The 19,540-nt window shown below is 59.3% G+C and carries 22 protein-coding genes and 1 pseudogene; 14 read left to right on the forward strand and 9 right to left on the reverse strand.

Features of this window, described 5'->3' with window-relative positions:
• Positions 1 to 64 precede the first annotated feature (64 nt).
• From ASD94_RS11285 to ASD94_RS11305, 5 genes are all read right to left on the reverse strand, one after another.
• The gene (locus ASD94_RS11285) at positions 65 to 1,441 is read right to left on the reverse strand and encodes a long-chain fatty acid--CoA ligase (protein WP_056642816.1); all 1,377 of its coding nucleotides are present in this window, start codon (positions 1,439 to 1,441) and stop codon (positions 65 to 67) included.
• Complete coding sequence (locus ASD94_RS11290) at positions 1,438 to 2,235, reverse strand: ABC transporter ATP-binding protein (RefSeq protein WP_056642819.1); 798 nt, start codon at positions 2,233 to 2,235, stop codon at positions 1,438 to 1,440. The genes ASD94_RS11285 and ASD94_RS11290 overlap by 4 nt, the downstream gene beginning before the upstream one ends.
• 112 nt (positions 2,236 to 2,347) lie before the next feature.
• On the reverse strand, positions 2,348 to 3,109 hold the full coding sequence (locus ASD94_RS11295) for an SDR family NAD(P)-dependent oxidoreductase (protein ID WP_056642823.1): 762 nt from the start codon (positions 3,107 to 3,109) through the stop codon (positions 2,348 to 2,350).
• Positions 3,110 to 3,142: 33 nt separating this feature from the next.
• The gene (locus ASD94_RS11300; protein WP_056642825.1) at positions 3,143 to 4,381 is read right to left on the reverse strand and encodes a thiolase family protein; all 1,239 of its coding nucleotides are present in this window, start codon (positions 4,379 to 4,381) and stop codon (positions 3,143 to 3,145) included.
• 129 nt (positions 4,382 to 4,510) lie between these two features.
• Complete coding sequence (locus ASD94_RS11305) at positions 4,511 to 5,572, reverse strand: CaiB/BaiF CoA-transferase family protein (protein ID WP_231940634.1); 1,062 nt, start codon at positions 5,570 to 5,572, stop codon at positions 4,511 to 4,513.
• Between the two features lie 95 nt (positions 5,573 to 5,667).
• Here ASD94_RS11305 and ASD94_RS11310 point away from each other — a divergent pair, with 95 nt between their 5' ends.
• The 3 genes from ASD94_RS11310 to ASD94_RS11320 all read left to right on the forward strand — a co-directional run bounded on the left by ASD94_RS11310 (position 5,668) and on the right by ASD94_RS11320 (position 8,838).
• Entirely contained in the window at positions 5,668 to 6,480 is an 813-nt protein-coding gene (locus tag ASD94_RS11310; protein WP_231940633.1) for an enoyl-CoA hydratase/isomerase family protein, read from the forward strand.
• A gap of 12 nt (positions 6,481 to 6,492) precedes the next feature.
• The gene (locus tag ASD94_RS11315; RefSeq protein WP_056642827.1) at positions 6,493 to 7,716 is read left to right on the forward strand and encodes a phenylacetate--CoA ligase family protein; all 1,224 of its coding nucleotides are present in this window, start codon (positions 6,493 to 6,495) and stop codon (positions 7,714 to 7,716) included.
• A gap of 69 nt (positions 7,717 to 7,785) precedes the next feature.
• Complete coding sequence (locus ASD94_RS11320; RefSeq protein WP_056642830.1) at positions 7,786 to 8,838, forward strand: MBL fold metallo-hydrolase; 1,053 nt, start codon at positions 7,786 to 7,788, stop codon at positions 8,836 to 8,838.
• A 371-nt stretch (positions 8,839 to 9,209) separates the two neighbouring features.
• On the opposite strand, the pseudogene ASD94_RS11325 reads toward ASD94_RS11320, so the two are convergent.
• A pseudogene (locus ASD94_RS11325) lies at positions 9,210 to 9,884 on the reverse strand (DDE-type integrase/transposase/recombinase); the annotation flags it as partial.
• A 119-nt stretch (positions 9,885 to 10,003) separates the two neighbouring features.
• Here ASD94_RS11325 and ASD94_RS11330 point away from each other — a divergent pair.
• The 3 genes from ASD94_RS11330 (at position 10,004) to ASD94_RS11340 (ending at position 11,561) form a co-directional block, all read left to right on the forward strand.
• Positions 10,004 to 10,246 carry a hypothetical protein gene (locus ASD94_RS11330; RefSeq protein WP_056642833.1) on the forward strand — a complete coding sequence of 81 codons (243 nt, stop codon included), beginning with the start codon at positions 10,004 to 10,006 and terminating at the stop codon, positions 10,244 to 10,246.
• A gap of 233 nt (positions 10,247 to 10,479) precedes the next feature.
• Positions 10,480 to 11,136, forward strand: coding sequence for a tyrosine-type recombinase/integrase (locus tag ASD94_RS11335; RefSeq protein WP_108499779.1), 657 nt, complete (start codon positions 10,480 to 10,482; stop codon positions 11,134 to 11,136).
• A complete protein-coding gene (locus ASD94_RS11340) occupies positions 11,133 to 11,561 on the forward strand; it encodes a hypothetical protein (protein WP_020228498.1) in 429 nt (142 codons plus the stop codon). Before ASD94_RS11335 ends, ASD94_RS11340 begins: the two co-directional genes overlap by 4 nt.
• Here the strand turns inward: ASD94_RS11340 and ASD94_RS11345 are convergent.
• Both ASD94_RS11345 and cadR read right to left on the reverse strand, forming a co-directional pair.
• A complete protein-coding gene (locus ASD94_RS11345; protein ID WP_082564899.1) occupies positions 11,558 to 12,265 on the reverse strand; it encodes an SOS response-associated peptidase in 708 nt (235 codons plus the stop codon). The two genes, ASD94_RS11340 and ASD94_RS11345, sit on opposite strands and share 4 nt — an antisense overlap.
• Entirely contained in the window at positions 12,237 to 12,674 is a 438-nt protein-coding gene (gene cadR / locus ASD94_RS11350; RefSeq protein ID WP_020228496.1) for a Cd(II)/Pb(II)-responsive transcriptional regulator, read from the reverse strand. The genes ASD94_RS11345 and cadR overlap by 29 nt, the downstream gene beginning before the upstream one ends.
• 76 nt (positions 12,675 to 12,750) lie before the next feature.
• Between cadR and ASD94_RS11355 the strand changes: the two genes are divergently transcribed.
• From ASD94_RS11355 to ASD94_RS24285, 6 genes are all read left to right on the forward strand, one after another.
• Complete coding sequence (locus tag ASD94_RS11355; protein WP_056642836.1) at positions 12,751 to 13,797, forward strand: cation transporter; 1,047 nt, start codon at positions 12,751 to 12,753, stop codon at positions 13,795 to 13,797.
• On the forward strand, positions 13,794 to 14,108 hold the full coding sequence (locus tag ASD94_RS11360; protein ID WP_020228494.1) for a DUF3703 domain-containing protein: 315 nt from the start codon (positions 13,794 to 13,796) through the stop codon (positions 14,106 to 14,108). Before ASD94_RS11355 ends, ASD94_RS11360 begins: the two co-directional genes overlap by 4 nt.
• Before the next feature lie 113 nt (positions 14,109 to 14,221).
• Positions 14,222 to 14,722 carry a signal peptidase II gene (gene lspA / locus ASD94_RS11365; protein WP_020228493.1) on the forward strand — a complete coding sequence of 167 codons (501 nt, stop codon included), beginning with the start codon at positions 14,222 to 14,224 and terminating at the stop codon, positions 14,720 to 14,722.
• An 82-nt stretch (positions 14,723 to 14,804) separates the two neighbouring features.
• Positions 14,805 to 15,422 carry a hypothetical protein gene (locus tag ASD94_RS11370; RefSeq protein ID WP_020228492.1) on the forward strand — a complete coding sequence of 206 codons (618 nt, stop codon included), beginning with the start codon at positions 14,805 to 14,807 and terminating at the stop codon, positions 15,420 to 15,422.
• Between the two features lie 22 nt (positions 15,423 to 15,444).
• On the forward strand, positions 15,445 to 15,690 hold the full coding sequence (locus ASD94_RS11375; RefSeq protein WP_199227788.1) for a hypothetical protein: 246 nt from the start codon (positions 15,445 to 15,447) through the stop codon (positions 15,688 to 15,690).
• 363 nt (positions 15,691 to 16,053) lie between these two features.
• Positions 16,054 to 16,347, forward strand: coding sequence for an HNH endonuclease (locus tag ASD94_RS24285; RefSeq protein ID WP_366931137.1), 294 nt, complete (start codon positions 16,054 to 16,056; stop codon positions 16,345 to 16,347).
• Between the two features lie 212 nt (positions 16,348 to 16,559).
• Here ASD94_RS24285 and ASD94_RS11380 read toward each other — a convergent pair whose 3' ends face one another.
• Positions 16,560 to 17,594, reverse strand: a complete 1,035-nt coding sequence (locus tag ASD94_RS11380; RefSeq protein ID WP_056642839.1) for an IS630 family transposase — start codon at positions 17,592 to 17,594, stop codon at positions 16,560 to 16,562.
• A gap of 392 nt (positions 17,595 to 17,986) precedes the next feature.
• Between ASD94_RS11380 and ASD94_RS11385 the strand changes: the two genes are divergently transcribed.
• Together ASD94_RS11385 and ASD94_RS11390 are read left to right on the forward strand one after the other, a co-directional pair.
• Positions 17,987 to 18,316 (forward strand): helix-turn-helix transcriptional regulator, encoded by a 330-nt coding sequence (locus ASD94_RS11385; RefSeq protein WP_056642842.1) that lies wholly within the window; start codon positions 17,987 to 17,989, stop codon positions 18,314 to 18,316.
• Positions 18,317 to 18,531: 215 nt separating this feature from the next.
• Positions 18,532 to 19,536, forward strand: coding sequence for a CBASS cGAMP-activated phospholipase (locus ASD94_RS11390; RefSeq protein WP_056642845.1), 1,005 nt, complete (start codon positions 18,532 to 18,534; stop codon positions 19,534 to 19,536).
• Positions 19,537 to 19,540: the final 4 nt, after the last annotated feature.

Here is a 19,540-nt window from a genome sequence, read left to right on the forward strand (position 1 = left end):
CCCAAGGCACTACACTTATCCACAGCCGACCTTCACAGGTTGGCCATTAGCCCTGGCTCAAAATTCAATCGGCACGGTGGCTCAATTTTGAATCGGCGCCAACAACCTTCGACTCTACGGAACCCTCTCTGCGGTAGTAGCCCAGAAACGGGCTTCCGCCACGAATCTGCAGCTCTCCGTCCGCACTCAAGCGCCATTCCAATGGTGGGCCCGCCTCTGGATGCGCCTTCATCCAGTGCCCTACGGTCTCCAGATCAAATCGGTCACCCTGGTGGCATGTCAGCAACCCGGTTTCGGTGGAGCCATAGATGTTGCGCAGAGGTATACCCATGGCATGGAACATGCGAAACACATCCGGTGCCATGGTGGCACCACCGCAGCTGGCACAGCGCAGCCGGGTCAGGCCGAGCAGATCTCGCAACGGGCGCAGAACCAGTGCATTGGCGATAGGAAACAGCAACCGGTCCAGCAGGCCAACGGGTTTTCCATCCAAGCGCCCCACATTAACGGTGTGACCGATCTTCATGCCCCACTCGTAGACACCTCGTCGAATGGGTCCTGCGTCGAGCATGTGCGCCTGCACAGAGGACGCCATGCTTTCCCACTGGCGCGGAGCAAATGTCATACCTTCCACCGCCAATTCCCGAATGTTGGACAACACCTGCTCCGGGCCCTCGGGGAAGTTCACTACCATGGGCAATCCCAATCCCATGGTGATGCCATATATTTGTTCAGTGGCCCAGGATGGCGCGATGTAACTCAGGTATTCCATACCCGGCTTCACATCCATGGAATCGATCAAGCGCTGGGCGTTGTCGATCAAAAAGCGATGCGTGAGGATCACGCCCTTGGGCTGCCCCGTCGTGCCGGAAGTGTAAGAAAGAACCGCTATGTCATCGGGGGCTCCCGCATCCACTAGCGCGTCGTACATCTTTCCGTTACGTTGATGGATTTCACGCCCTTGCCGCTGCATGCCATCGAAGGTTTGCAGGATGGGGTCGTTATACGACCACATACCCGTTTCATCCCAATACACAATGTGGCGCATCTTCAACGTCTTGTTCCGGACATCCAGGCCCTTGTCAACCTGCTCTTGGTCCTGCGCGAACAAGATGACTGCTTCGCTGTCGTCCAAAAGATAGGCCACCTCCTCCGAAGTGAGGTCCGGGTACATGGATACAACTTTGCATCCCAGTGCATGCGCGGCATACTCGGCCCAGTAATGCTGCGGCTCATTCTCACCAATGATGGCAATGGTCTCACCCGCTTTGACGCCTGCTTGGTGCATGCCCAGCGCAATCTCTCGAACGTTGCGCTGCACATCCGCAAAGCTGTACTCCCGCCAAATGCCGCGCTGCTTATGGCGCTGGGAAAGACGGTTGGGGTTAGCATGCGCATGCTTGCGCAGCAACTGGGGAAGGGTCGCGATTTCGAGTTTCATTGGACGCCCTCCCCAAGATAGGCTTTAAGCACTGCGGGATTAGCCTGGATCTCCTTGGGCGTTCCATCGGCGATCTTGCGTCCAAAGTCCAGCACAGCGATGCGGTCAGCCAGGTCCATCACCACACCCATGTCGTGCTCCACCAAAACAATAGGAATGCGCTTTGCCTCGCGCACATCCAGAATGAAACGTGCCAAGTCTTCTTTCTCTTCAGTATTCATACCGGCCATAGGCTCATCCATCAACAGAATCTTCGGGTCTTGGGCCAGTGCGCGCCCCAAGTCCACGCGCTTGCGAAGCCCATAACCGAGGCTGCCCACCGGCGCATGCCGGATGGATTCAATTTCAAGAAATTCAATGATTTCTTCCACCACCTCCCGATGCAAAACTTCTTCCCGTTTTGCCGGGCCGAAATGGAAAAATGACTGCACGAGATTGGCCCGCATGTGCATGTGGCGCCCCACCATCAGGTTCTCGATAACGGTCATGCCCGAAAAAATGTGCGTACCTTGAAAGGTGCGCGCTAGGCCCTGTGCCGCCACGTCGTGAACCGCCATGTCGCGCACGTTGTGCCCGGCCAGGGATATCTCGCCTTTCTTGGGGCGGTAGAACCCGCTCAGGCAGTTCATCAGAGAAGACTTTCCCGCTCCGTTCGGCCCGATGATTGCCAGCAGCTCGTCCTTGCGCACATCAATCGAAACATCATTCAGCGCCACAACTCCACCGAACTGCAGCAGCAGATTCTGGGCTGTCAGCACCACGCCTTCCCGCTGGCTTTGAATGGCTGCATTCATTGGTACCTCCACTCTGAATTCTTGGCTTTGTCCATCGAATTTCCTTCATAAGACCTTTGCAGGGTCTACGCATCCATTTGCGGGAATGCTCGCAGCGATCAATGGACCACGACTAACAACGGACACCCGCATCCAGGCTGATCGTGGTGGCATTCAAATAGGCGTTTTCCACAACGTGCCGAACCAGTCCACCGAACTCTTGTGCCTGCCCCATGCGATGAGGAAAGAGGATGACGTTGTCAATAATGTTTTGCGACACCTTCGTTGGCATGCCTGCAGACATGGCGGTCTCAAACAGACCAGGCGCCACGGCCACCACTCGGATTCCGTGTTGCGCAAGATCCCGCGCCACCGGAAGCGTCATTCCAATGACCGCCGCTTTGCTGGCGCTATATGCGGCCTGGCCCACTTGACCCTGCCACGCAGCACCAGATGACGTGTTCACGATGACCCCCCGTTCACCGTCGACATTGGGCTCGTTCTGCGACATGGCCAACGACGCATAGCGCACCACGTTGAATGTCCCGGTCAGGTTGATGGCGATCACCCGGTTCCAAAGATCCATCGGGAATAACTCGCCCTTTGAAAGCGTCTTGCAGGGACCCAGAATTCCCGCGCAATTTACCGCCACATGCAGCGCACCAAATTCCGCCACTGCCGCGTCTACGCCAGCCTTCACACTGGCCTCGTCCGAAACATCAACCTTCTGGATTCGCACGCGCTCGCCCATCGGCAGCACCTCGCTCGCAAGGCGCTCTTCGTCCAGATCAACCGCCATGACGCTCGCTCCGGCCGCAAGCAATGCCTTGCAAGTGGCGAGCCCCAGGCCTGAAGCAGCTCCTGTGACGAAGGCAATGGTATTTTTGACATCCATACTGTTTCTCTTGTCTCTTATTGAGTGCAGCGCTCAGCGCGCCAAGATGGTGATACAGGCAACAGCTTCTTCAATGCCCTCAAGACCGCCACCGTTTTCTGCCAGCGCAATCCTTGCGTCAGTCACCTGCCGCAGTCCGGCTTCCCCGCGAAGCTGAGTTACCAACTCATGGACTTGGGCAATACCGGTGGCCCCAACAGGGTGCCCCTTAGACTCCAGGCCGCCGGACGGATTAACGGGAATGCGGCCACCAATCCGGGTATCACCCCGCTCGGCAATCACACCGCCCATGCCGAACTCACAGAAACCGAGGTTTTCTGTCTGAATGATTTCACCCATGGCCGTGGCATCGTGCACCTCGGCCACCGAGATATCTGCTGGGCCAACACCTGCCAGTTCATATGCCCTGCGCGAAGCCAGTGCTGTGCAGTGGTTGGTGTAGTCGTCTTCGCTCCGGTCGGAACCGCTTTGCACTACTGCCGCCAACACCTTGATGGCACGCTTTTCATCGATGTTCAAGCGCATAAGCGCCGAGCGTGTGCAAATGATGGCTGCTGCTGCGCCATCAGACACCGGGGAGCACATGGGCAGAGTCAATGGGTAGGTGATCGGCGGCGCGGCGAGCACCTCTTCGATGCTGTAAGCCATCCGGTACTGCGACAGCGGGTTGTGCATGGAGTGCGCGTGGTTCTTGGATGAAACGGCGGCTAACTGGCGCTGCGTCGTCCCGAAAGTGCGCATGTGCGATCGTGCAAACGCCGCATACACGTCCATGAAAACGCTGTACGGCCTGGGTGAGGTACTCCCCTCGGGCACCGCCACGTCGCGCCCCATCTTCATCAACTCCCCACGAATCTCTTCTGCACGCGAGAGATCCCAGGCACTGTCAAACACCGAGAACATCTTGAGCTTGTCGGATGAGAACATCTTCTCTGCACCAACAGCCAAAGCGACATCGCCAGCACCCGACTTGAGGTGATTGCAGGCTAGAACGAACGCCGACGAGCCGCTTGCACAAGCGTTTTCGACGTTCACCACCGGAATGCGCCCAATCCCCATGGCCCGCAGCGCAATTTGCCCACGAATCATGTGCTGGCCATCCATATGCCCCTGGGAAGTGTTCCCAAAAAAGGCCGCTTCCAAGTCTTCTTTTTCCAATCCCGCGTCCGCCAAAGCAGCCGCCGTGGCCTCGCGTGTGAGCGCCTTGATGTCTTTGTCCAGATGCCGTCCGAATGGCGTCATCCCCACACCAACCACATAGATATCTTCCATCGCATTTCTCCGTGGCGGATCTTCTTGATCCATGAAAGTCAAATAAATTACTTTGCGTAAGATGTTTTTACTGTACAGTAAAATTCTCAACTGCTTGCCAGGGATTACCCTTGGTATCACATTCGCGGCTCAGCAAAGCGGCAGGAATCGCATGCCCCGCGCAGTCTCAATATCGCCCTGCTCAGTCACGCTGTACAAACCACGAGCCACGTTGTGGGGATGAGCGGCGGCTTCGGCCATGGTGAGCACCGGCGCAAAGCAACTGTCAGTGCCTTCCATCAGTGCATTCCAGTACGTACTAGGTTGGGAAGCAAAGCGCTGCGCAATCCGCGCCTTGAGAGACGGCCACAAAGTCTTGTCCATTTGCCGTGCGGGGTCGACATCCGTCAGCTGCAATTGCGTCAACAGCAATGCATAGAACTGTGGCTCGATTGCACCGACCGTGATGTATCGCCCATCGCTGCACAGATAGCGGTCGTAGAAGGGTGAGTCATGGAAGACACTGGGTTCGCTGCCTTCCAATCCGCCACCTTGACGAATCAGTTGCACGAGCGGCGACAGCATTGCCAACACATCAATGATGGCGCCGTCAACCACGCAGCCCTGGCCCTTATCCCGCGCGCCTAGCAACGCCGACACCATGCCAAATGCAAACCCGAGGGCGCCGGCAGCATCCCCAACCACTGTGGGTGGAAGCATGGGAGGGTGTCCCGGTTGCTCGGTGATCGACATGAGCCCAGTGAGAGCGACATAGTTCATGTCGTGCCCGGCGGCCTGAGCCAGCGGCCCATCCTGCCCCCAGCCCGTCATGCGCCCATACACAAGCCGCGGGTTGTATTCACCACATACATCGGGACCCAAACCCAGGCGCTCCATCACACCCGGGCGGTTGCCCTCAATCAACCCGTCGCTTTGCGCGACCATGTCCAGCGCCCGCGCCTTGTCCTCGTCGTTCTTGAGATTCAATGTGACGCGTCGTTTGCCGCGCGACAAGAGCGCCCCGTCCTTCGGAGTGAGCTCATCAGGCAATGCGCTCGCACCTGGCCGCCCGACCACAGTAACGTCAGCGCCCATCTGCATCAACATGAACCCAGCTAAGGGCCCTGGGCCGATCCCCTCGAACTCGACGATCTTGATACCCGATAGCGGGAACATGAGCGGGCTGCTCTTACTTCGCATGAAGAACTCCATTTGTTTAATTGTTTTACTTTAGGGTAGAATTTTTAACCTATGGGTAATGGAAAACCCCATGTCCCTCAAAACAGAGGCAAAAGCAGAATCGATCCATGAACACGCAAGCCAGCAAGGAACCCCTGATGTCGACACCGGTTGTGATTACAGACGTACGAAAAGGCACCATGTGGATTCGCCTGAACCGACCTGATGCAATGAACTCGCTGACCCCGGCGGTGCTTCGGGGAATAGACCACGCACTCAACGAAGCACAGAGCCGCGGAGACGTGATATCCGTCGTATTGACGGGCACTGGACGGGCCTTCTGCGCGGGCGCCGACCTCAAGTACGTCAAGACGCAAGCGGGCGAAAGTGGCACCAGTGGCTTTCTGGACAGCGTACTGTCCACCATGAACCGGATTGACCGCTTTCCAAAACCCGTGATCGCCGCCCTGAACGGCATAACTCTGGCGGGCGGGCTCGAACTGGTGCTGTGCTGTGATCTAGTGCTGGCGGCAAGGAGCGCCAAAATTGGCGACGCACATGCCAACTACGGCCTGATCCCCGGAGGGGGGGGGTCGGTGCGCCTGCCGCGGGTCATTGGCCCCACACGCGCCAAGTACCTTCTCTTCACGGGTGACTTCGTGGACGCGGCAGATCTTGTGGAAGCGGGCCTCGTCAACCAAGTGGTGGACGACGACCAGCTCGAAAGCGTTGCACAAGCCGTGGCCGACAAAATTGCCACGAAGAGCCCCCTTGGCCTGCGCCGCATGAAAACGCTGGTCGACGATGGTTTGCAACAGCCTCTAGACACCGCCCTGCGATTGGAGCTTCTGGCCTCTGAAGTGCATTCCCACAGCGCCGATCTCCACGAAGGCCTGGCCGCATTCAACGAAAAACGCACCCCGCGCTTCACGGGCCACTAGGACGGCAACGCCATGCATACGTTACCCACCACCGATCGATTCAGACTACTGCGTGCTTCGCAGCAATTCGCCTACGACCGCGCCCCGGCCATCCGCGCGGTCTATCAGCTTGCAATGATGACGCCGCAGGATCTCCAAGGCCCTGCCGACCTTGCACGGCTCGCCGTCACAAGTAAGGATTCACTGCTTGATAAGCAGCGCCAGTCACCGCCATTCGGTGGGTTTCTCGCTGCCGACGACACATCTATCCGCCGCATTTATGTCTCCCCAGGCCCCGTCTATGAACCCCATTCTTTCGACGAAGACACTGGCAAGGGCTTCTCGCATGTGTTCAGGCAGGCGGGAATCGGCCCCGGTGACCGTGTACTCAACACCTGGTCCTACCATCTTGTTCCAGCCGGCCTATTGCTAGATGCGGGCATTGCTGCCACCGGGGCGACGCTCATTCCCTGCGGGCCCGGCGGCGCCGAGCAACAAGCGCAGCTCATCATGGAACTGGGCATCACCTGCATTTGCTCCTCCACCTCCTTCTTCGTGACCTTGGTCGAAACGCTTGAGCGCATGGGCTACGACCTGCCTTCTCAATGGAAGGTCCGCTCCGCAATGCTGGGCGGCGAACTGGGTGACTGGATGGGCAAGCGCCGCGCATTGGAGCAGAAATACGCAATCCGCACGTTCTCGGCTTATGCCACCGGCGACTTCGGGCTGATTGCTTACGAGGAACTAGGACAACTGGGCTACACGGTCCAGCCTGACCGGCTCGTCCAGATCTGCGACCCGCACACCGGCGCACCCCTTCCGCCGGGCGAACCCGGCCAGATAGTGGTCACCACGCTGGACAGCGGTTGGCCTCTGGTCCGCTTTGGCACAGGCGATGTGGCGCAAGCGCTGGCCCATTCCCCGGATGGTCTCGTCGAACGAATCAGTTTGTTGCAAGGCCGAGTGGGCCAAGGTGTCAAAGTACGCGAAATTTTCATCTATCCACGCAACGTGGAAGAGCTGATCATCCGGATCCCGGCTATAGAACGTGCCCAGATCATCGTTGAAAAAAAGCAGCATCGGGAAACTGCAACCTTGCGCGCGGTGCTAACGCCAGGGGCTTCTCACTACGCCACGCAAAGCGATTTGATCGAAGTGTTCAGGCAATTGACCCGCCTGAGGCTCGACTCAGTCGAGTGGGTAATCCAAGAAGATATGCCCATTGACGCACCCTTGCTGGTTGACAACAAGCAGTGAAATTCTAAAAAGCCATTGGTCTGATGCACCTAGTGGCTATACCGTCGCTTACCTCATGAAACGATAGCAATGATTGAACTCGCAGCCAATCCACTTATTTATCCATTCAAGCCACCATCGTCACGACACTGGGTCGAGATCGCCCCGGGCGTACGCTGGATCCGACTGTCGATGCCATTCCGACTCGACCACATCAATGTATGGGCCATAGATACCCATGATGGCTGGGTGCTGGTAGATACCGGCCTGAATAACCCCGACACCGTGGCCGACTGGCTGGCCCTCATGGCGCACGGGCCGCTGGCACGGCCACTCCAAGGCGTTTTCGCCACACACATGCACCCAGACCACATCGGCTTGGCTGGTTGGTTCACGCGTCGCTTTGGTGTGCCGCTGCACATGAGCCGGCTGGAGTACCTGACCTGCCGCGTGATGCATGCCGACACGAACCGCGAAGCCCCGCCCGACGGCGTGCTCTTCAATAGATGCGCCGGCTGGTCGGAGGCAGCCATTGAAAGCTACCGCAGTCGCTTCGGCAGCTTTGGTAAACATATCCACGCTCTGCCTGACAGCTACCGACGGTTGCAGGACGGCGACCACGTCCAGTTGGGTAAATATGGCTGGCGGATCATCACCACCGGCGGCCACTCACCAGAACATGCCTCTCTGTACTGCCCCGACTTGAAACTGCTGATCTCCGGCGACCAGGTGCTACCGAAGATTTCGTCGAATGTTTCGGTGTTCGCCAGCGAGCCACAGGCCAATCCGCTGAAGGAGTGGTACGAAGGGCTCGACAAACTAATGAGGGATGTTCCCAACGATGTGTTGGTACTCCCCTCTCACAACGAGCCCTTTTATGGACTGCATGAACGCCTTGACTCGCTCAGGTCAGGCCAAAATAGTGCACTGAATCGGTTACGTCAGACATTGACTACCGGGCCTCAACGGATCATCGATACGTTCGCTGCACTCTTTCATCGCTCCATCGGAGAACAGGATGCGCAGCAACTGAGCCTGGCAACAGGTGAGGCAGTTGCTTGCATAAACTTTCTCATCGCACAGGCCACCATAGAAGTCACGATGGACGAAAACGGGGTCGCGTGGCACTCAACAAGATATTGACATTGAAGTGCCGCCCTACGCTCTATGGTGAATCGACCCGGTTGATCTAGACGCCGTCGAGCCTCGAACCGAAGCCCATTGGCAGGTGCAACGGTGTTTCGGCGGCAATCTGCGGAAATCTGACCGAGAAGTCCCCTGAATTTTTATTCGTTTGAGCGACCGTTTTGAGTCGTTATGCACAGTGCGCCGTTATGAGTAGCCCGGTGGGTGTGAACCGCCCCGGGGCGGTTCACCATGCCCATCCGGGATTGGAAAGCTGCCCTGACCCGATTTACCATTCAGTTCGGAGACCGCATCTCCATCAACTGTATGCGTCCGGCCAACCCATCTTGAATCGGATGAATGGGCTGTGATGCAACCAACATAAACTGCTATGTGTCGCATCCCGGACGATCATAGGGTCGCTTGTGGAACAGGTGCGGGTGCTCCTGATACCAATCCTTCATGGCTTGCATCGGCGTCTTGCTCTTGAGTGCTGACTGCGGCAGCTGGTGGTTGTACAAAACCACATAGCGCAGCAAGGTCTGCTCCATGTCCTCGCGGCTGTTGAACCGGTGGGTCTTGAGCACATCGGCAATGCGGCCATTGAATCGTTCGACCATGCCATTGGTTCTCGGTGTTCTGGGCTTGGTCAACCGGTGTTCGATACTCAGTTCTTGGCACAACTGGTCGAACTCATGGTTGCCGCTGGGCTCGCGCTCCCTGCTGGCAAACAGGCGGTCCGTGAACTCCTTGCCGTTGTCGGTCAGCAGCTTGGTGATCCTGATCGGACAGGCCTTGTGCAATGCCCTCAGAAAGGCCCGTGCACTGGCGGCTGTCTTGTTGGCCTTGAGTTGTACGAACACCCATCGCGTGGCCCGGTCGATGGCCACAAACAGGTAGCGCCGTTGCGATTCGTCCTGCATCTGGGGCAGGTACTTCACGTCCATGTGCACATAGCCAGGCTCGTAGCTCTTGAACGCCTTGTGCACAGGCTGTGGCTCCTGGGGCTTGAGGGCGTTGAGGTTGCCCGCCCCATGGCGGCGCAGGCACCGGTCCAGGCCCGAGTGACCTTGCCCCTGTTTCGTGTAGTTCTTAACCCACGATTCACGCGGCCTTTTTACGCTGTGCCTCGTACCAGCGCTGCTCGTATTTCTTGAGCTGCTTCAGCTGTCGCAGCTACACCGTGGTCGGCACCAGTGAAGACCTGCACCGCCTCTTCAGCTTCTACTGGTTCCTGGAAGCCGAGAGCAGGAACACGAGGTCCCGCGAATGGGCTGAATACTTCACGCTCATACGCACTCAAATTGACCTGTTCACCATGGACAAATTCGATGAGGAACTGGTGACCCAGTCCAGAGAGGCCGCCCGCAGCAAGCCTCTGAAATTCTGGAGTCGGTACCGCATCTCGGGAGGCGCACTTGCCTAGCCACGCACAACCATCGATGGCCCCGGCAACCGCCCCTGACGGCGCGCCAGCTGACCTGGTCGTCAGCTCTGCGCCGGGCCCGGCCGGCGCCACCCAAGTCCTGAGCCGTTACCGCGACGACGTGTGGGAGCTGTGGCCCTACTTCGAGCAGTCGAACCTGACCCCCAGCAGCAAGCGCATCGACTGGGCAAACGTTCCTGAGCAATTCAGGCCCGACACCGCAGATCCGGACCGTGTCCGGCCTGCATTGGGCCGGCCGGATGAAAGGCTTTGCCGCCTACGCCGGCGTTGATTGGCGCCTCTCGCCTCACCAACTGCGCCGGGCGTACGCCTGGACCTTCGTGCGGCATCGCCTGGGAAATGTCCTCTTCCTCAAGGAGCAGTTCAAACACTCGAGCATCGAGATGACGCAGCTGTATGCGGCGAACCCTATGCAAGATGACGCGCTGTTTGAAGACCTGTTCACGGAGATCAGTGCCCGAAAAGTCGAGCTGATCGAAGGCTGGCTCCACGCGGATACGCCCCTGGCGGGGCGCGCCGGCCAGCGAATCGTGAGCATGCGGGCCCACGACTTCCCTAGCCGCGAAACTCTCATCGAGGAGACGGCCGATTGGATCAATATCCGCAGCACCGGCCATTCGTACTGCTTGGCCCAGGATGATGGCTGTGGCGGGGCCGGTCTGTATGAGCCGTGGCGGTGCGGCGCCTGCAATGACTCTGTGATCGACAGTTCCCAGCGGATCGCGTGGCAGGCAATACACGCCCACCAACTGGAGCTCCAAGTGGAGGCCCGCGAGTTGGGACCGGCAGCGGTCCAGCGCGTGCAACGAGACCTCCACCGGGTCGAAGACGTCTTGAAGCAGCTGGGGCCGGGGATCGAACCGCTATGAAAGCCAGATGGGACCGACGCCAGGCGCCCGAAGAGGTTCGCGGGCGCAATCGAGACACAACGACCGCCGATCTGTGGGAGGCTCTGGCACGCCTGCAGCGTGCCGAGGCCGTTCCGACGATCACAGCCCTAGCGGTCGAGGTCGGCGTCACTCCAGCGTTGATTCACAACCGCTACCCGGATGTCGCGAAGGAGGTTCGCCGCCTGAGCGGCCGAGAGCCCGGCGCAAGCGAGGACAGCCTCAAGGCGGCGCTCAAACGCGAACAGGAGACTGCCCGTGATTTGCGCGCCGAGAACTTGGACCTGCGCAAGCAGCTTCAGGCCATGGCCTCGGTGAACGAAGCGCTGCGGCAGGAGGTCAGGATTCTGCATGCGACCGGCCACGCGAAGGTCGTGAGCTTCGTGCCCGGGGCACCGACACGCTAGTCGAATAGGGAAGCTGTTTGAGGAACGGCCTTAGCCGGCGCTCGCTCGACCGGCTCGCCGGTGGCTGCCAGGCGCTCAGGCGGACAAGCCTGCATGAAGTCCATCGAGCCTTCGGCGGGCGCGTCCAGCCAGGCGTCGTACTGGGATTCGTCCAGCAGGACGACCATACGCTTCTCTTCGCCTGGGCGGTGATAGTTGCACATGACGGGATGGGAGTCGGCGTTGACCGTCATGAGCGTGAAGGTATGAACGCGCTCTCCTGCAGGCGAATGCCAAGTGTTCCATAGCCCGGCGATCGCCAAGGGGCTGCCGTCGGCCGCGCTGATACGTGTGGGCACGTGCACGTTCGAGCGCCAGTCTGGCTCGTAGATGGCCTCAGCCGGGACAATGCAGTGCTGGGCCTTCTTCCAAGCGGCCTGGAACGGCCTCGCGGTGGCAACTGTTTCGGAGCGGGCGTTGTACGTCAGCTTCACCTTGCGCATATCGGTGGCCCAGAAAGGGATCAGGCCGAACCGCGCGACAACGGCCTCGCGCTCAGGAACCGCCTCGTCGCCCGATTCGAGCTCGGGCGGGCGCCTCACGATGGGCGCAAAGCGTCCTGGAAAGACATCTCGATCGAGAACATCCAAGCCGCTGTCGCGGATGGCTCGAAAGAATTCGCGCAGCCGCGCTGCGTCAAGAACCGAGTGGTAACGAGCGCACATTCTTTGAATTCTGCTTGGCCGCGCGCTCAAGTCCACCCAGGATGCCGCAGTTGACCGCGGCACGGCCAACCGAGCAGCTGCGGTGCAGTGAGCGCAATTCGGCTTCCAACGCCTTCAGCTCCCGGATGCGGACCACGACCTGCTCGATGTGACTTGCAATCAGCTCATCCACGACGCCGCAATTCTCGGAAGGAGCGTCTTTGAAGTGCAGCAGCGTGCGGATCTCAGCCAGCGTCATGTCCAGGCTGCGGCAGTGCCGAATGAAGGCGAGCCGCTGGGCGTGCTCAGCCGTGTAGCTGCGGTAGTTCCCCTCGGTCCGGGCGGGGGACGGCAGCAGTCCCTCGCGCTCGTAGAAGCGGACCGTTTCGGGAAGCGTATTGGTGGCCTTGGCCAGGTCGCCGATCTTCATGGATGAGCCGCCCTTGCAGCGGGCTTGACTTTGTAGTTGCTAGAGGGTTTCCAATTATGCAGTCCGAGGAATACCCATGAGCGCCACCACAAAATTCGAAAGTACCTTTGCCGTTCCGAAGATGGATTGCCCGTCCGAGGAGAACATGATCAAGATGGCCTTGCAAAGCGTCGAAGGCGTGCAGTCGCTCACCTTCGACCTGCCGGGCCGAAAGCTGGTGGCCGTGCATCGCGCGCCGGTCGCCGAGGTGTTGCAGCGTCTCGAACCGCTGGGCTTGGGCGCGAAGCTGGTGCATTCGGCCGCGGTAGACGATAGCGCCGCCGGCAGCTTCAAGAGCACCTTCCATGTCCCGAAGATGGATTGCCCATCGGAAGAGAACATGATCAAGTTGGCCCTGCAAGACGTTCCCGGGGTGAAATCCCTGTCCTTCGACTTGGCCAACCGCAAGCTGACCGCAGTGCATGGCGCTCCGGTGGCGCAGGTCCTGCAACGCCTGGAGCCGTTGGGTCTGGGCGCCAAGCTGCTGGAATCGGACGCGGTCATGGGTGACGACGATGAAATCGACCCGCCTGACAATGCGGCCGAGGCCAGGCTGCTATGGATACTGCTCTCGATCAATGCGGCCATGTTCGTGATCGAGATCGTGATGGGCTTCATCGCTCAATCGACCGGGCTCATCGCCGACTCGCTCGACATGTTCGCCGACGCTGCGGTGTATGGGCTGTCCCTGTTTGCCGTCGGCCGAGCAGCTGCCCTTAAGACGCGTGCGGCTCACACGGCGGGCTGGTTGCAACTGGCGCTTGCGCTCATGGCACTCAGCGAGGTCGTTCGACGCTTCATCGCCGGGAGCGAACCTGTCTCGGGCCTGATGATGGGGATGGGCCTGGTGGCCCTGATCGCCAACGTCATCTGCCTGGTCTTGATATCCAAGAAGCGGGATGCCGGTGCGCACATGAAGGCAAGCTACATCTTCTCGGCCAACGACGTGATCGCCAATGCGGGCGTGATCCTGGCTGGCTTCCTGGTGGCCATGACCGGATCCAACTACCCTGATCTGGTCATCGGCACCGTGGTGGGTCTGATCGTCTTGAACGGTGCCCGGCGCATCCTGAGTCTCAAATGACGAACCTGACAGCCATAGACGATCGGCAGCGCGGGGCAGCATTTGCTCACCTCGTGGAGCGGGCGAGATCCCGAGGACCTGACCGGTGGAAGGTCCTGGAGGCCGCGCACGTGCTTGGCCAAGAGCGCTTCTGGCTTCATCTGCGGAGTCATTGGTACATGCTGGCCCTGGCCGCGCGTGAGCGTGACGTGCGGGAAGCCGCGGGCCAGCTGTTTAGGATCCTGCTGGTGCCGCTTGGCCACCTCTCGGGCAGGCTGCCGCTTGGCAACCCTGGCCGGGCCACGGTCAGTGCCTTCGCGCCAATGCTGTGAGACCGGAACTCGCTGAAATTCTGTCCGCGTCAATAGCACTCACGGCCGAGCACGGTGCGGCAACGCGCTGAATCCAACCACGGCCCTGCGATCTGGTCTAACCAACAAGAACGATGAAGTATGTCAACCGACCAGCTCGCTGGTATTGCCTTGCGCTTGTAGTCTTTGCCGCAGACCAGACTGCCAAGACCTGGATTCATCTGACCACCCTGCTCGGCTGGTCGCGCGAGGTCGCACCGTTCTTCAGCCTGGTCCACGTACTGAACCCCGGCGCGGCCTTCAGCTTCCTGGCCGGCACCGGCGGATGGCAACGCTGGTTCTTCCTGGCCATCGCCCTGGGCGCGTCGGCCTGGCTCGCTTGGCTGCTCGCCAAGCCGGTGCGCAGCCTCGAGGGCTTGGCTTATAGCCTCATCCTGGGCGGCGCCCTGGGCAATGCCTTCGACCGGGCTGTGCGCGGGTCCGTGATTGACTATCTGGACTTCCACCTGCACGGCTGGCACTGGCCGGCATTCAACATCGCCGACATGGCCATCGTTGGTGGCGCCGTTGGTCTCATTGCATCGTCAGTTCTGGGGCACCGCGAGGCAAACACATCCTCTCGAAGGCACACGTAACTGTTGCCGCTTAGCAGTCCCGACAACAAGGGAGCCCCCCAACCCGCGCGTGCAGGCGTGCTCTGCTGTGCGAAACTTCCTGATGACCAAAGGAATCATCGCGCTTGACGCTGACGGAGTCCTCCTGGACTACGGCTTGGCCTATGCCAGCGCTTGGCAGAAGGCGTTCGGCACGTACCCTGGCGAGCGCGATCCGCTCGCCTACTGGCCCATCGACAGATGGGAAGTGGAGCGAGTTGAAGGGGATAGGCTTGATCTGCTTCGGCGGGCCTTCGACAACGAGTTCTGGTCATCGATCCCGCCGGTTCCAGGAGCGATTGAGGCGTGCCACAAGCTCGCCGCGGCGGGCTACGAACTGGTATGCGTCACGGCCTTGCCTGCGGAATTCAGGGCAGCTCGCGAGCACAACCTGAGACTGCACGGATTCCCGATTCACCTGGTCCACGCCACCGACAACGTGGCAACGGCCGCGAGCCCTAAGGCCGACACGCTCAACTCCCTAAAGCCGATCGCCTTCGTCGACGACTACTTGCCGTACTTCGTGGGCGTCGATGCCGCGATCCATCGCGCATTGATTTTGCGTGGGATTACCGGGTCGCCCAACGCGGGCGACCTGTTGGTACACACGGATTCGCATCACGCCGACCTTCTTGCGTTTGCGAATTGGTGGTCGCAGCGCGCTGGTGATAAGTGCCGGTAACAGTTACTGCTGTTGAGAAACCATGATCTCGCAGAACTGCGATGAAGTGCCGGTGCTCAACCTGATGCACAGGCCTGACCCCAAGCGCGCGCCGGACATGCAGGACAAACGTACGGTGGTTCCGCTGGAAAAGGGGGACTGGGACACTTGGCTGCACGGCACCATCGAACGGGCAGAGTCGCTGATCAAGGTGCCACCGGTGGAGCTGTTTGTGCACAGGGCGAAGGATCCGGCGCAGCAAGTCGAGTTACCTGTTGAGTCAGCATGACGCATGCGTGCAACAGCCGGTACTTGCGCCGACTGGANTGTTTGTGCACAGGGCGAAGGATCCGGCGCAGCAAGTCGAGTTACCTGTTGAGTCAGCATGACGCATGCGTGCAACAGCCGGTACTTGCGCCGACTGGACGCAGCGATATAAATTATTGGTTGTCCGGGCTAACGCGAACCCGGCCGCGTCCGGGTTACCTGGCGCATAGCCGAGTGGTGCGATGCCCCGGCGCCCGACCTGTCCGGATATCGGCAACGGGAGTAGCTTCAACACTACCCCTGCTGCCAAATGAACAAGCTGGCCAAACTCCGTATCCAGTCCGCGATCGCCCAACAGGGCTGCTGCTTTTACTGCGGGCTAAAAATGATTGAGCCCACGCTTCCTGAACTTTCGCAATCAAGCGCGCCCACACGGTGGCGTAAGTTCCTTCGGTGCACTGCAGAGCATCTCACTGCGCGCCAACAGCAAGGCCGCGATGTAGCGCCCAACATCGTCGCCGCCTGCTGGTGGTGCAATTCCCGTCGGCACAGGGGACGTGAGGAGAAAGCGCCAGATTCATTGAGATATCGGCAGCGCGTGCAAAGCTTGATGAAAAAGGGGTGCTGGCACCCAGCAGGCAGGCTAGTTGTTGATTTACACGCAAACCATAGCCGGTGAAAATTAACCCAGAATTGCTTATTCAGTTTCAGGCTGATTGCGGCGATCCAAATCAAGGCCATCAGCAACTGCTAGCTGGCTGCACCAGTCACCAGGTGAATCCAACTACTTCCCTGGACGCTTGTTCGCGAGATCTGGCTGGCGCACATGACAGAACTGACCTTGCCCCTGTTTCGTGTAGCTCTTATTGATCCGCCCCCTGTGAACTTGACTCAAGCAGCGTAGCGAACCGGGGCGTGGTCGAAGTACTTTCGAATGCGCTCGGGCTGACGTTGCACGCTGCGCAAGTGTTTGGCCGTGGCCTTCACCAACTGCATCTTCGTGCGCGCCGGGGCCAGCTTGGTCACCGCCTGTTTGATGTCTGCATTGGCCATCTCATCGGGGTTCAACTCCGGGCTGTAGCTCGGTAGGTAGAACACCTCGATGGCGTCAGCGTGCTCTGCCAGCCTGGCCTTGACCGGCTTGGCGTGGTGCACCCGCAGGTTGTCCAGGATCAGGAACAGCTTCCTGCTCTGGCCCTTGATCAGTCGGCGCAGGAAGTCGATCAGAATCGTGGTGTTGAGCGCCCCGTCAAAGCTGCTCCAGCGCATCTGGCCCTTGTTGGTCACGGTGGAGATCACCGACAGGCCATGGCGCTTGTTGTTGACCCGCACCACCGGTGTCTGGCCCTTGGGCGCGAAGCTCCTGCCGCGCACGTCGTCGCTGCGCAGCCCGCTCTCGTCGCCCCAGTGAATCTCGGCTCCTTCAGCCTTGGCGCGTGCGGCGATGACCGGGTAGTCCTCATCGAGCCATTTCTTGACCGCCGCTGGCGACTGCTCGTAAGCCTTCTTCATAGGCTTTTGTGGTGTGAAGCCCCAGCGGGCCAGGTACTTGCCCATGGTGCGCACTTGCAGCCGGATGCCAAAGCGCTGCTCAATGAGTTGGGCCACTGCCGCGCGGGTCCACAGCGCATAGGGCATCTTGAGCTGATCTGGCGTCTTGTCGGCAATGAGCTTTCGCACCAGGGCCTCCTGGTCGGCATCGAGCAAGCGGTTTTCTCCGAACTTGCGTCCGCCAATGGTGTCGTGCAGAGCCTTGGCGCCGTGTGCCGCATGGCGCCTGCAGATGTTGAAGACGCCCGTGCGGCTCAGACCCGTGAGCGCTGCAATCTCGTCGTAGGTATTACCGGCTTTACGCAGTCGGATGACCTGCACGCGGCGCTCGTGCCGCGCTTCGCGGCTCAGCGATCTCATGTCGGTTGCTTGCATGAATCTGAGTTGAGGGCGGTACAGATAATTTCAAATGCACAAAGGCCTGGTCAATAACCCACGGTTCACGCGGCCTTTTTACGCTGTGCCTCGTACCAGCGCTGCTCGTACTGCATCGGGCTGAGGTAAAAACTCCAGTTTTCAGGGGCAACCTCAGTCCAGCAAGTACAGCCTGGGCTGGATTCCATTCAAGGCTCGGGCGTTGCAATACAAGGCTCCAGGAGCTGGATACGGGGCTTGTCCATGGGGATGAGGACGGCGTCGTAATGCATCGCTTTACAGAATCTATAGTTAACTGAATTTTTAGGGCTCATTCTATAGTCTAGTATTCATCGCGAGCGATAGATGGCTATACTTATCTAAAGATTCGTTGTTTTTTCTTTAGTTTACTTATGAAAACCGTTGGTCAGTTCGCTGCTGCACTGTCAGCCGCCAAGCAAGAGCAGGGGGTGACCCTGGCGGCGCTGGCAACCAACACGGGGCTCACGCCACTGGCCGTGCGGCAGATCCTCGATGGCAAAGTCTCCCCGCGCATCAGCAATGCCATGGCGCTGGCGTCCGAGCTGGGCCTTGAGCTGGTTCTGATGCCCAAGACGGCTGCTGCATCGTTCGAATCCAAAGGGGGGGAGCGCACCTTGCTGAGTCCGCTGGAACGGCAGCTGGGAGCGCCATCCATTGGAATCGTGGGTGACCAGAATTCGGAAGTGAAGGAGGGCCGATGAAATACCGCGCGCTGGATGTGTACCTTGGGGAGGGTAGACGCCAGTGGCGCAGCGCGGCAGAAAGCGATCAGCCAAGGCGCAATTAAGCTGTATTTAAAAGCAGGCTGTATGTTTATACTGCGCTACTGGTAGTGTATTGACACTGGTTGATACCCATATATAGTGTTTCATAGCACTCGCCATCGCGGAGTGCTAGAAACAACCAGTTATCCCCAATGCCCCACAATGTGCGCAAGCCCTTTCAGATTCTCGCCCTCTCTGGTGGAGGCTTCCGAGGGCTGTACACCGCAAAAGTCATAGCGGATGTCGAGAAAGAGATCGAAGCGCCGCTTGCATCGCGTTTCGATCTGATCACAGGTACTTCAATCGGTGGGATCCTGGCGTTGGCACTTGCCCTTGAGATTCCGGCGCAAGATATCGTAGACCTGTTTGTCGACCACGGGGAGGAGATTTTCGACAAGCGCTGGTCACTCTTCGGATTCTGGCGGTCGCCTTATTCACCGGAGCCGCTGAAGAAGCTACTGTCTGACTCCAAGCTATTTGGCGACCGGCTCTTGGGTGCATGCAAACACCCTGTCATCATCCCGAGTCTGAATTACTCTACCGGTGAACCGGTAGTTTTCAAGACGCCGCATCATGTCGATTTCAAGCGGGATCGCCATTTCACCATCGTAGACGTCGCGATGGCCACCAGCGCAGCCCCGGCGTACTTCCCAAGACACTGCTTCAACAACAGCCAGTATGTCGATGGCGGCTTATACGCCAATGCCCCCGGGCTCCTTGGTTTGCATGAGGCCCACAAGTTCTTCGGCCAGGACATCGACAACGTCCGCCTGATGGCGGTCGGCACGATGTCGTCGCGCTTCACTGTGGACCCCAGACAAGACCGGCAAGGTGGGGTCCGAGACTGGGGCGGCGGGTGGCCGATCAAGATGTCCCGGCGTCTCTTCGGCCTCTCCATTTCGGCGCAGGAGGTCTTGAGCGATTTCATGCTGACGCACCGCCTGGGAAAACACTACTGCCATGTAGACGACGAACTTCACGACGAACGTGCCCGTGCTGTTGCATTGGACATTGCAGACAAAAACGCCCGCGAAGTTCTGCTGAGCGCAGCTACCCAACGCTCCAAAGTTTGCATCAGCAAGCCGGAATTCCAAACCTTTTTGGAGCATTCGCCCTCCAAACCGATCTTCTTCCACGGCGAGAACGCACGCACCTGAGGCC

Origin of the sequence: Acidovorax sp. Root70 (genome assembly GCF_001428225.1) — a bacterium.
Lineage (GTDB): Bacteria > Pseudomonadota > Gammaproteobacteria > Burkholderiales > Burkholderiaceae_C > Acidovorax.

Excerpts from the sequence above, each read along its gene's own strand:
- ASD94_RS11285 (WP_056642816.1), bottom strand. The coding sequence starts at position 1,441 with ATGAAACTCGAAATCGCGACCCTTCCCCAGTTGCTGCGCAAGCATGCG.
- ASD94_RS11385 (WP_056642842.1), top strand. The coding sequence starts at position 17,987 with ATGAAAACCGTTGGTCAGTTCGCTGCTGCACTGTCAGCCGCCAAGCAA.
- cadR (WP_020228496.1), bottom strand. The coding sequence starts at position 12,674 with ATGAAGATCGGCGACCTGGCCAAGGCCACCAATACGCTTCCCGAAACG.
- ASD94_RS11390 (WP_056642845.1), top strand. The coding sequence starts at position 18,532 with ATGCCCCACAATGTGCGCAAGCCCTTTCAGATTCTCGCCCTCTCTGGT.
- ASD94_RS11375 (WP_199227788.1), top strand. The coding sequence starts at position 15,445 with ATGATCTCGCAGAACTGCGATGAAGTGCCGGTGCTCAACCTGATGCAC.
- lspA (WP_020228493.1), top strand. The coding sequence starts at position 14,222 with ATGAAGTATGTCAACCGACCAGCTCGCTGGTATTGCCTTGCGCTTGTA.
- ASD94_RS11315 (WP_056642827.1), top strand. The coding sequence starts at position 6,493 with ATGCATACGTTACCCACCACCGATCGATTCAGACTACTGCGTGCTTCG.
- ASD94_RS11290 (WP_056642819.1), bottom strand. The coding sequence starts at position 2,235 with ATGAATGCAGCCATTCAAAGCCAGCGGGAAGGCGTGGTGCTGACAGCC.
- ASD94_RS11310 (WP_231940633.1), top strand. The coding sequence starts at position 5,668 with ATGAACACGCAAGCCAGCAAGGAACCCCTGATGTCGACACCGGTTGTG.
- ASD94_RS11345 (WP_082564899.1), bottom strand. The coding sequence starts at position 12,265 with ATGTGCGCTCGTTACCACTCGGTTCTTGACGCAGCGCGGCTGCGCGAA.
- ASD94_RS11300 (WP_056642825.1), bottom strand. The coding sequence starts at position 4,381 with ATGGAAGATATCTATGTGGTTGGTGTGGGGATGACGCCATTCGGACGG.
- ASD94_RS11380 (WP_056642839.1), bottom strand. The coding sequence starts at position 17,594 with ATGCAAGCAACCGACATGAGATCGCTGAGCCGCGAAGCGCGGCACGAG.
- ASD94_RS11320 (WP_056642830.1), top strand. The coding sequence starts at position 7,786 with ATGATTGAACTCGCAGCCAATCCACTTATTTATCCATTCAAGCCACCA.
- ASD94_RS24285 (WP_366931137.1), top strand. The coding sequence starts at position 16,054 with ATGATTGAGCCCACGCTTCCTGAACTTTCGCAATCAAGCGCGCCCACA.
- ASD94_RS11370 (WP_020228492.1), top strand. The coding sequence starts at position 14,805 with ATGACCAAAGGAATCATCGCGCTTGACGCTGACGGAGTCCTCCTGGAC.
- ASD94_RS11360 (WP_020228494.1), top strand. The coding sequence starts at position 13,794 with ATGACGAACCTGACAGCCATAGACGATCGGCAGCGCGGGGCAGCATTT.
- ASD94_RS11355 (WP_056642836.1), top strand. The coding sequence starts at position 12,751 with ATGAGCGCCACCACAAAATTCGAAAGTACCTTTGCCGTTCCGAAGATG.
- ASD94_RS11305 (WP_231940634.1), bottom strand. The coding sequence starts at position 5,572 with ATGGAGTTCTTCATGCGAAGTAAGAGCAGCCCGCTCATGTTCCCGCTA.
- ASD94_RS11295 (WP_056642823.1), bottom strand. The coding sequence starts at position 3,109 with ATGGATGTCAAAAATACCATTGCCTTCGTCACAGGAGCTGCTTCAGGC.
- ASD94_RS11340 (WP_020228498.1), top strand. The coding sequence starts at position 11,133 with ATGAAAGCCAGATGGGACCGACGCCAGGCGCCCGAAGAGGTTCGCGGG.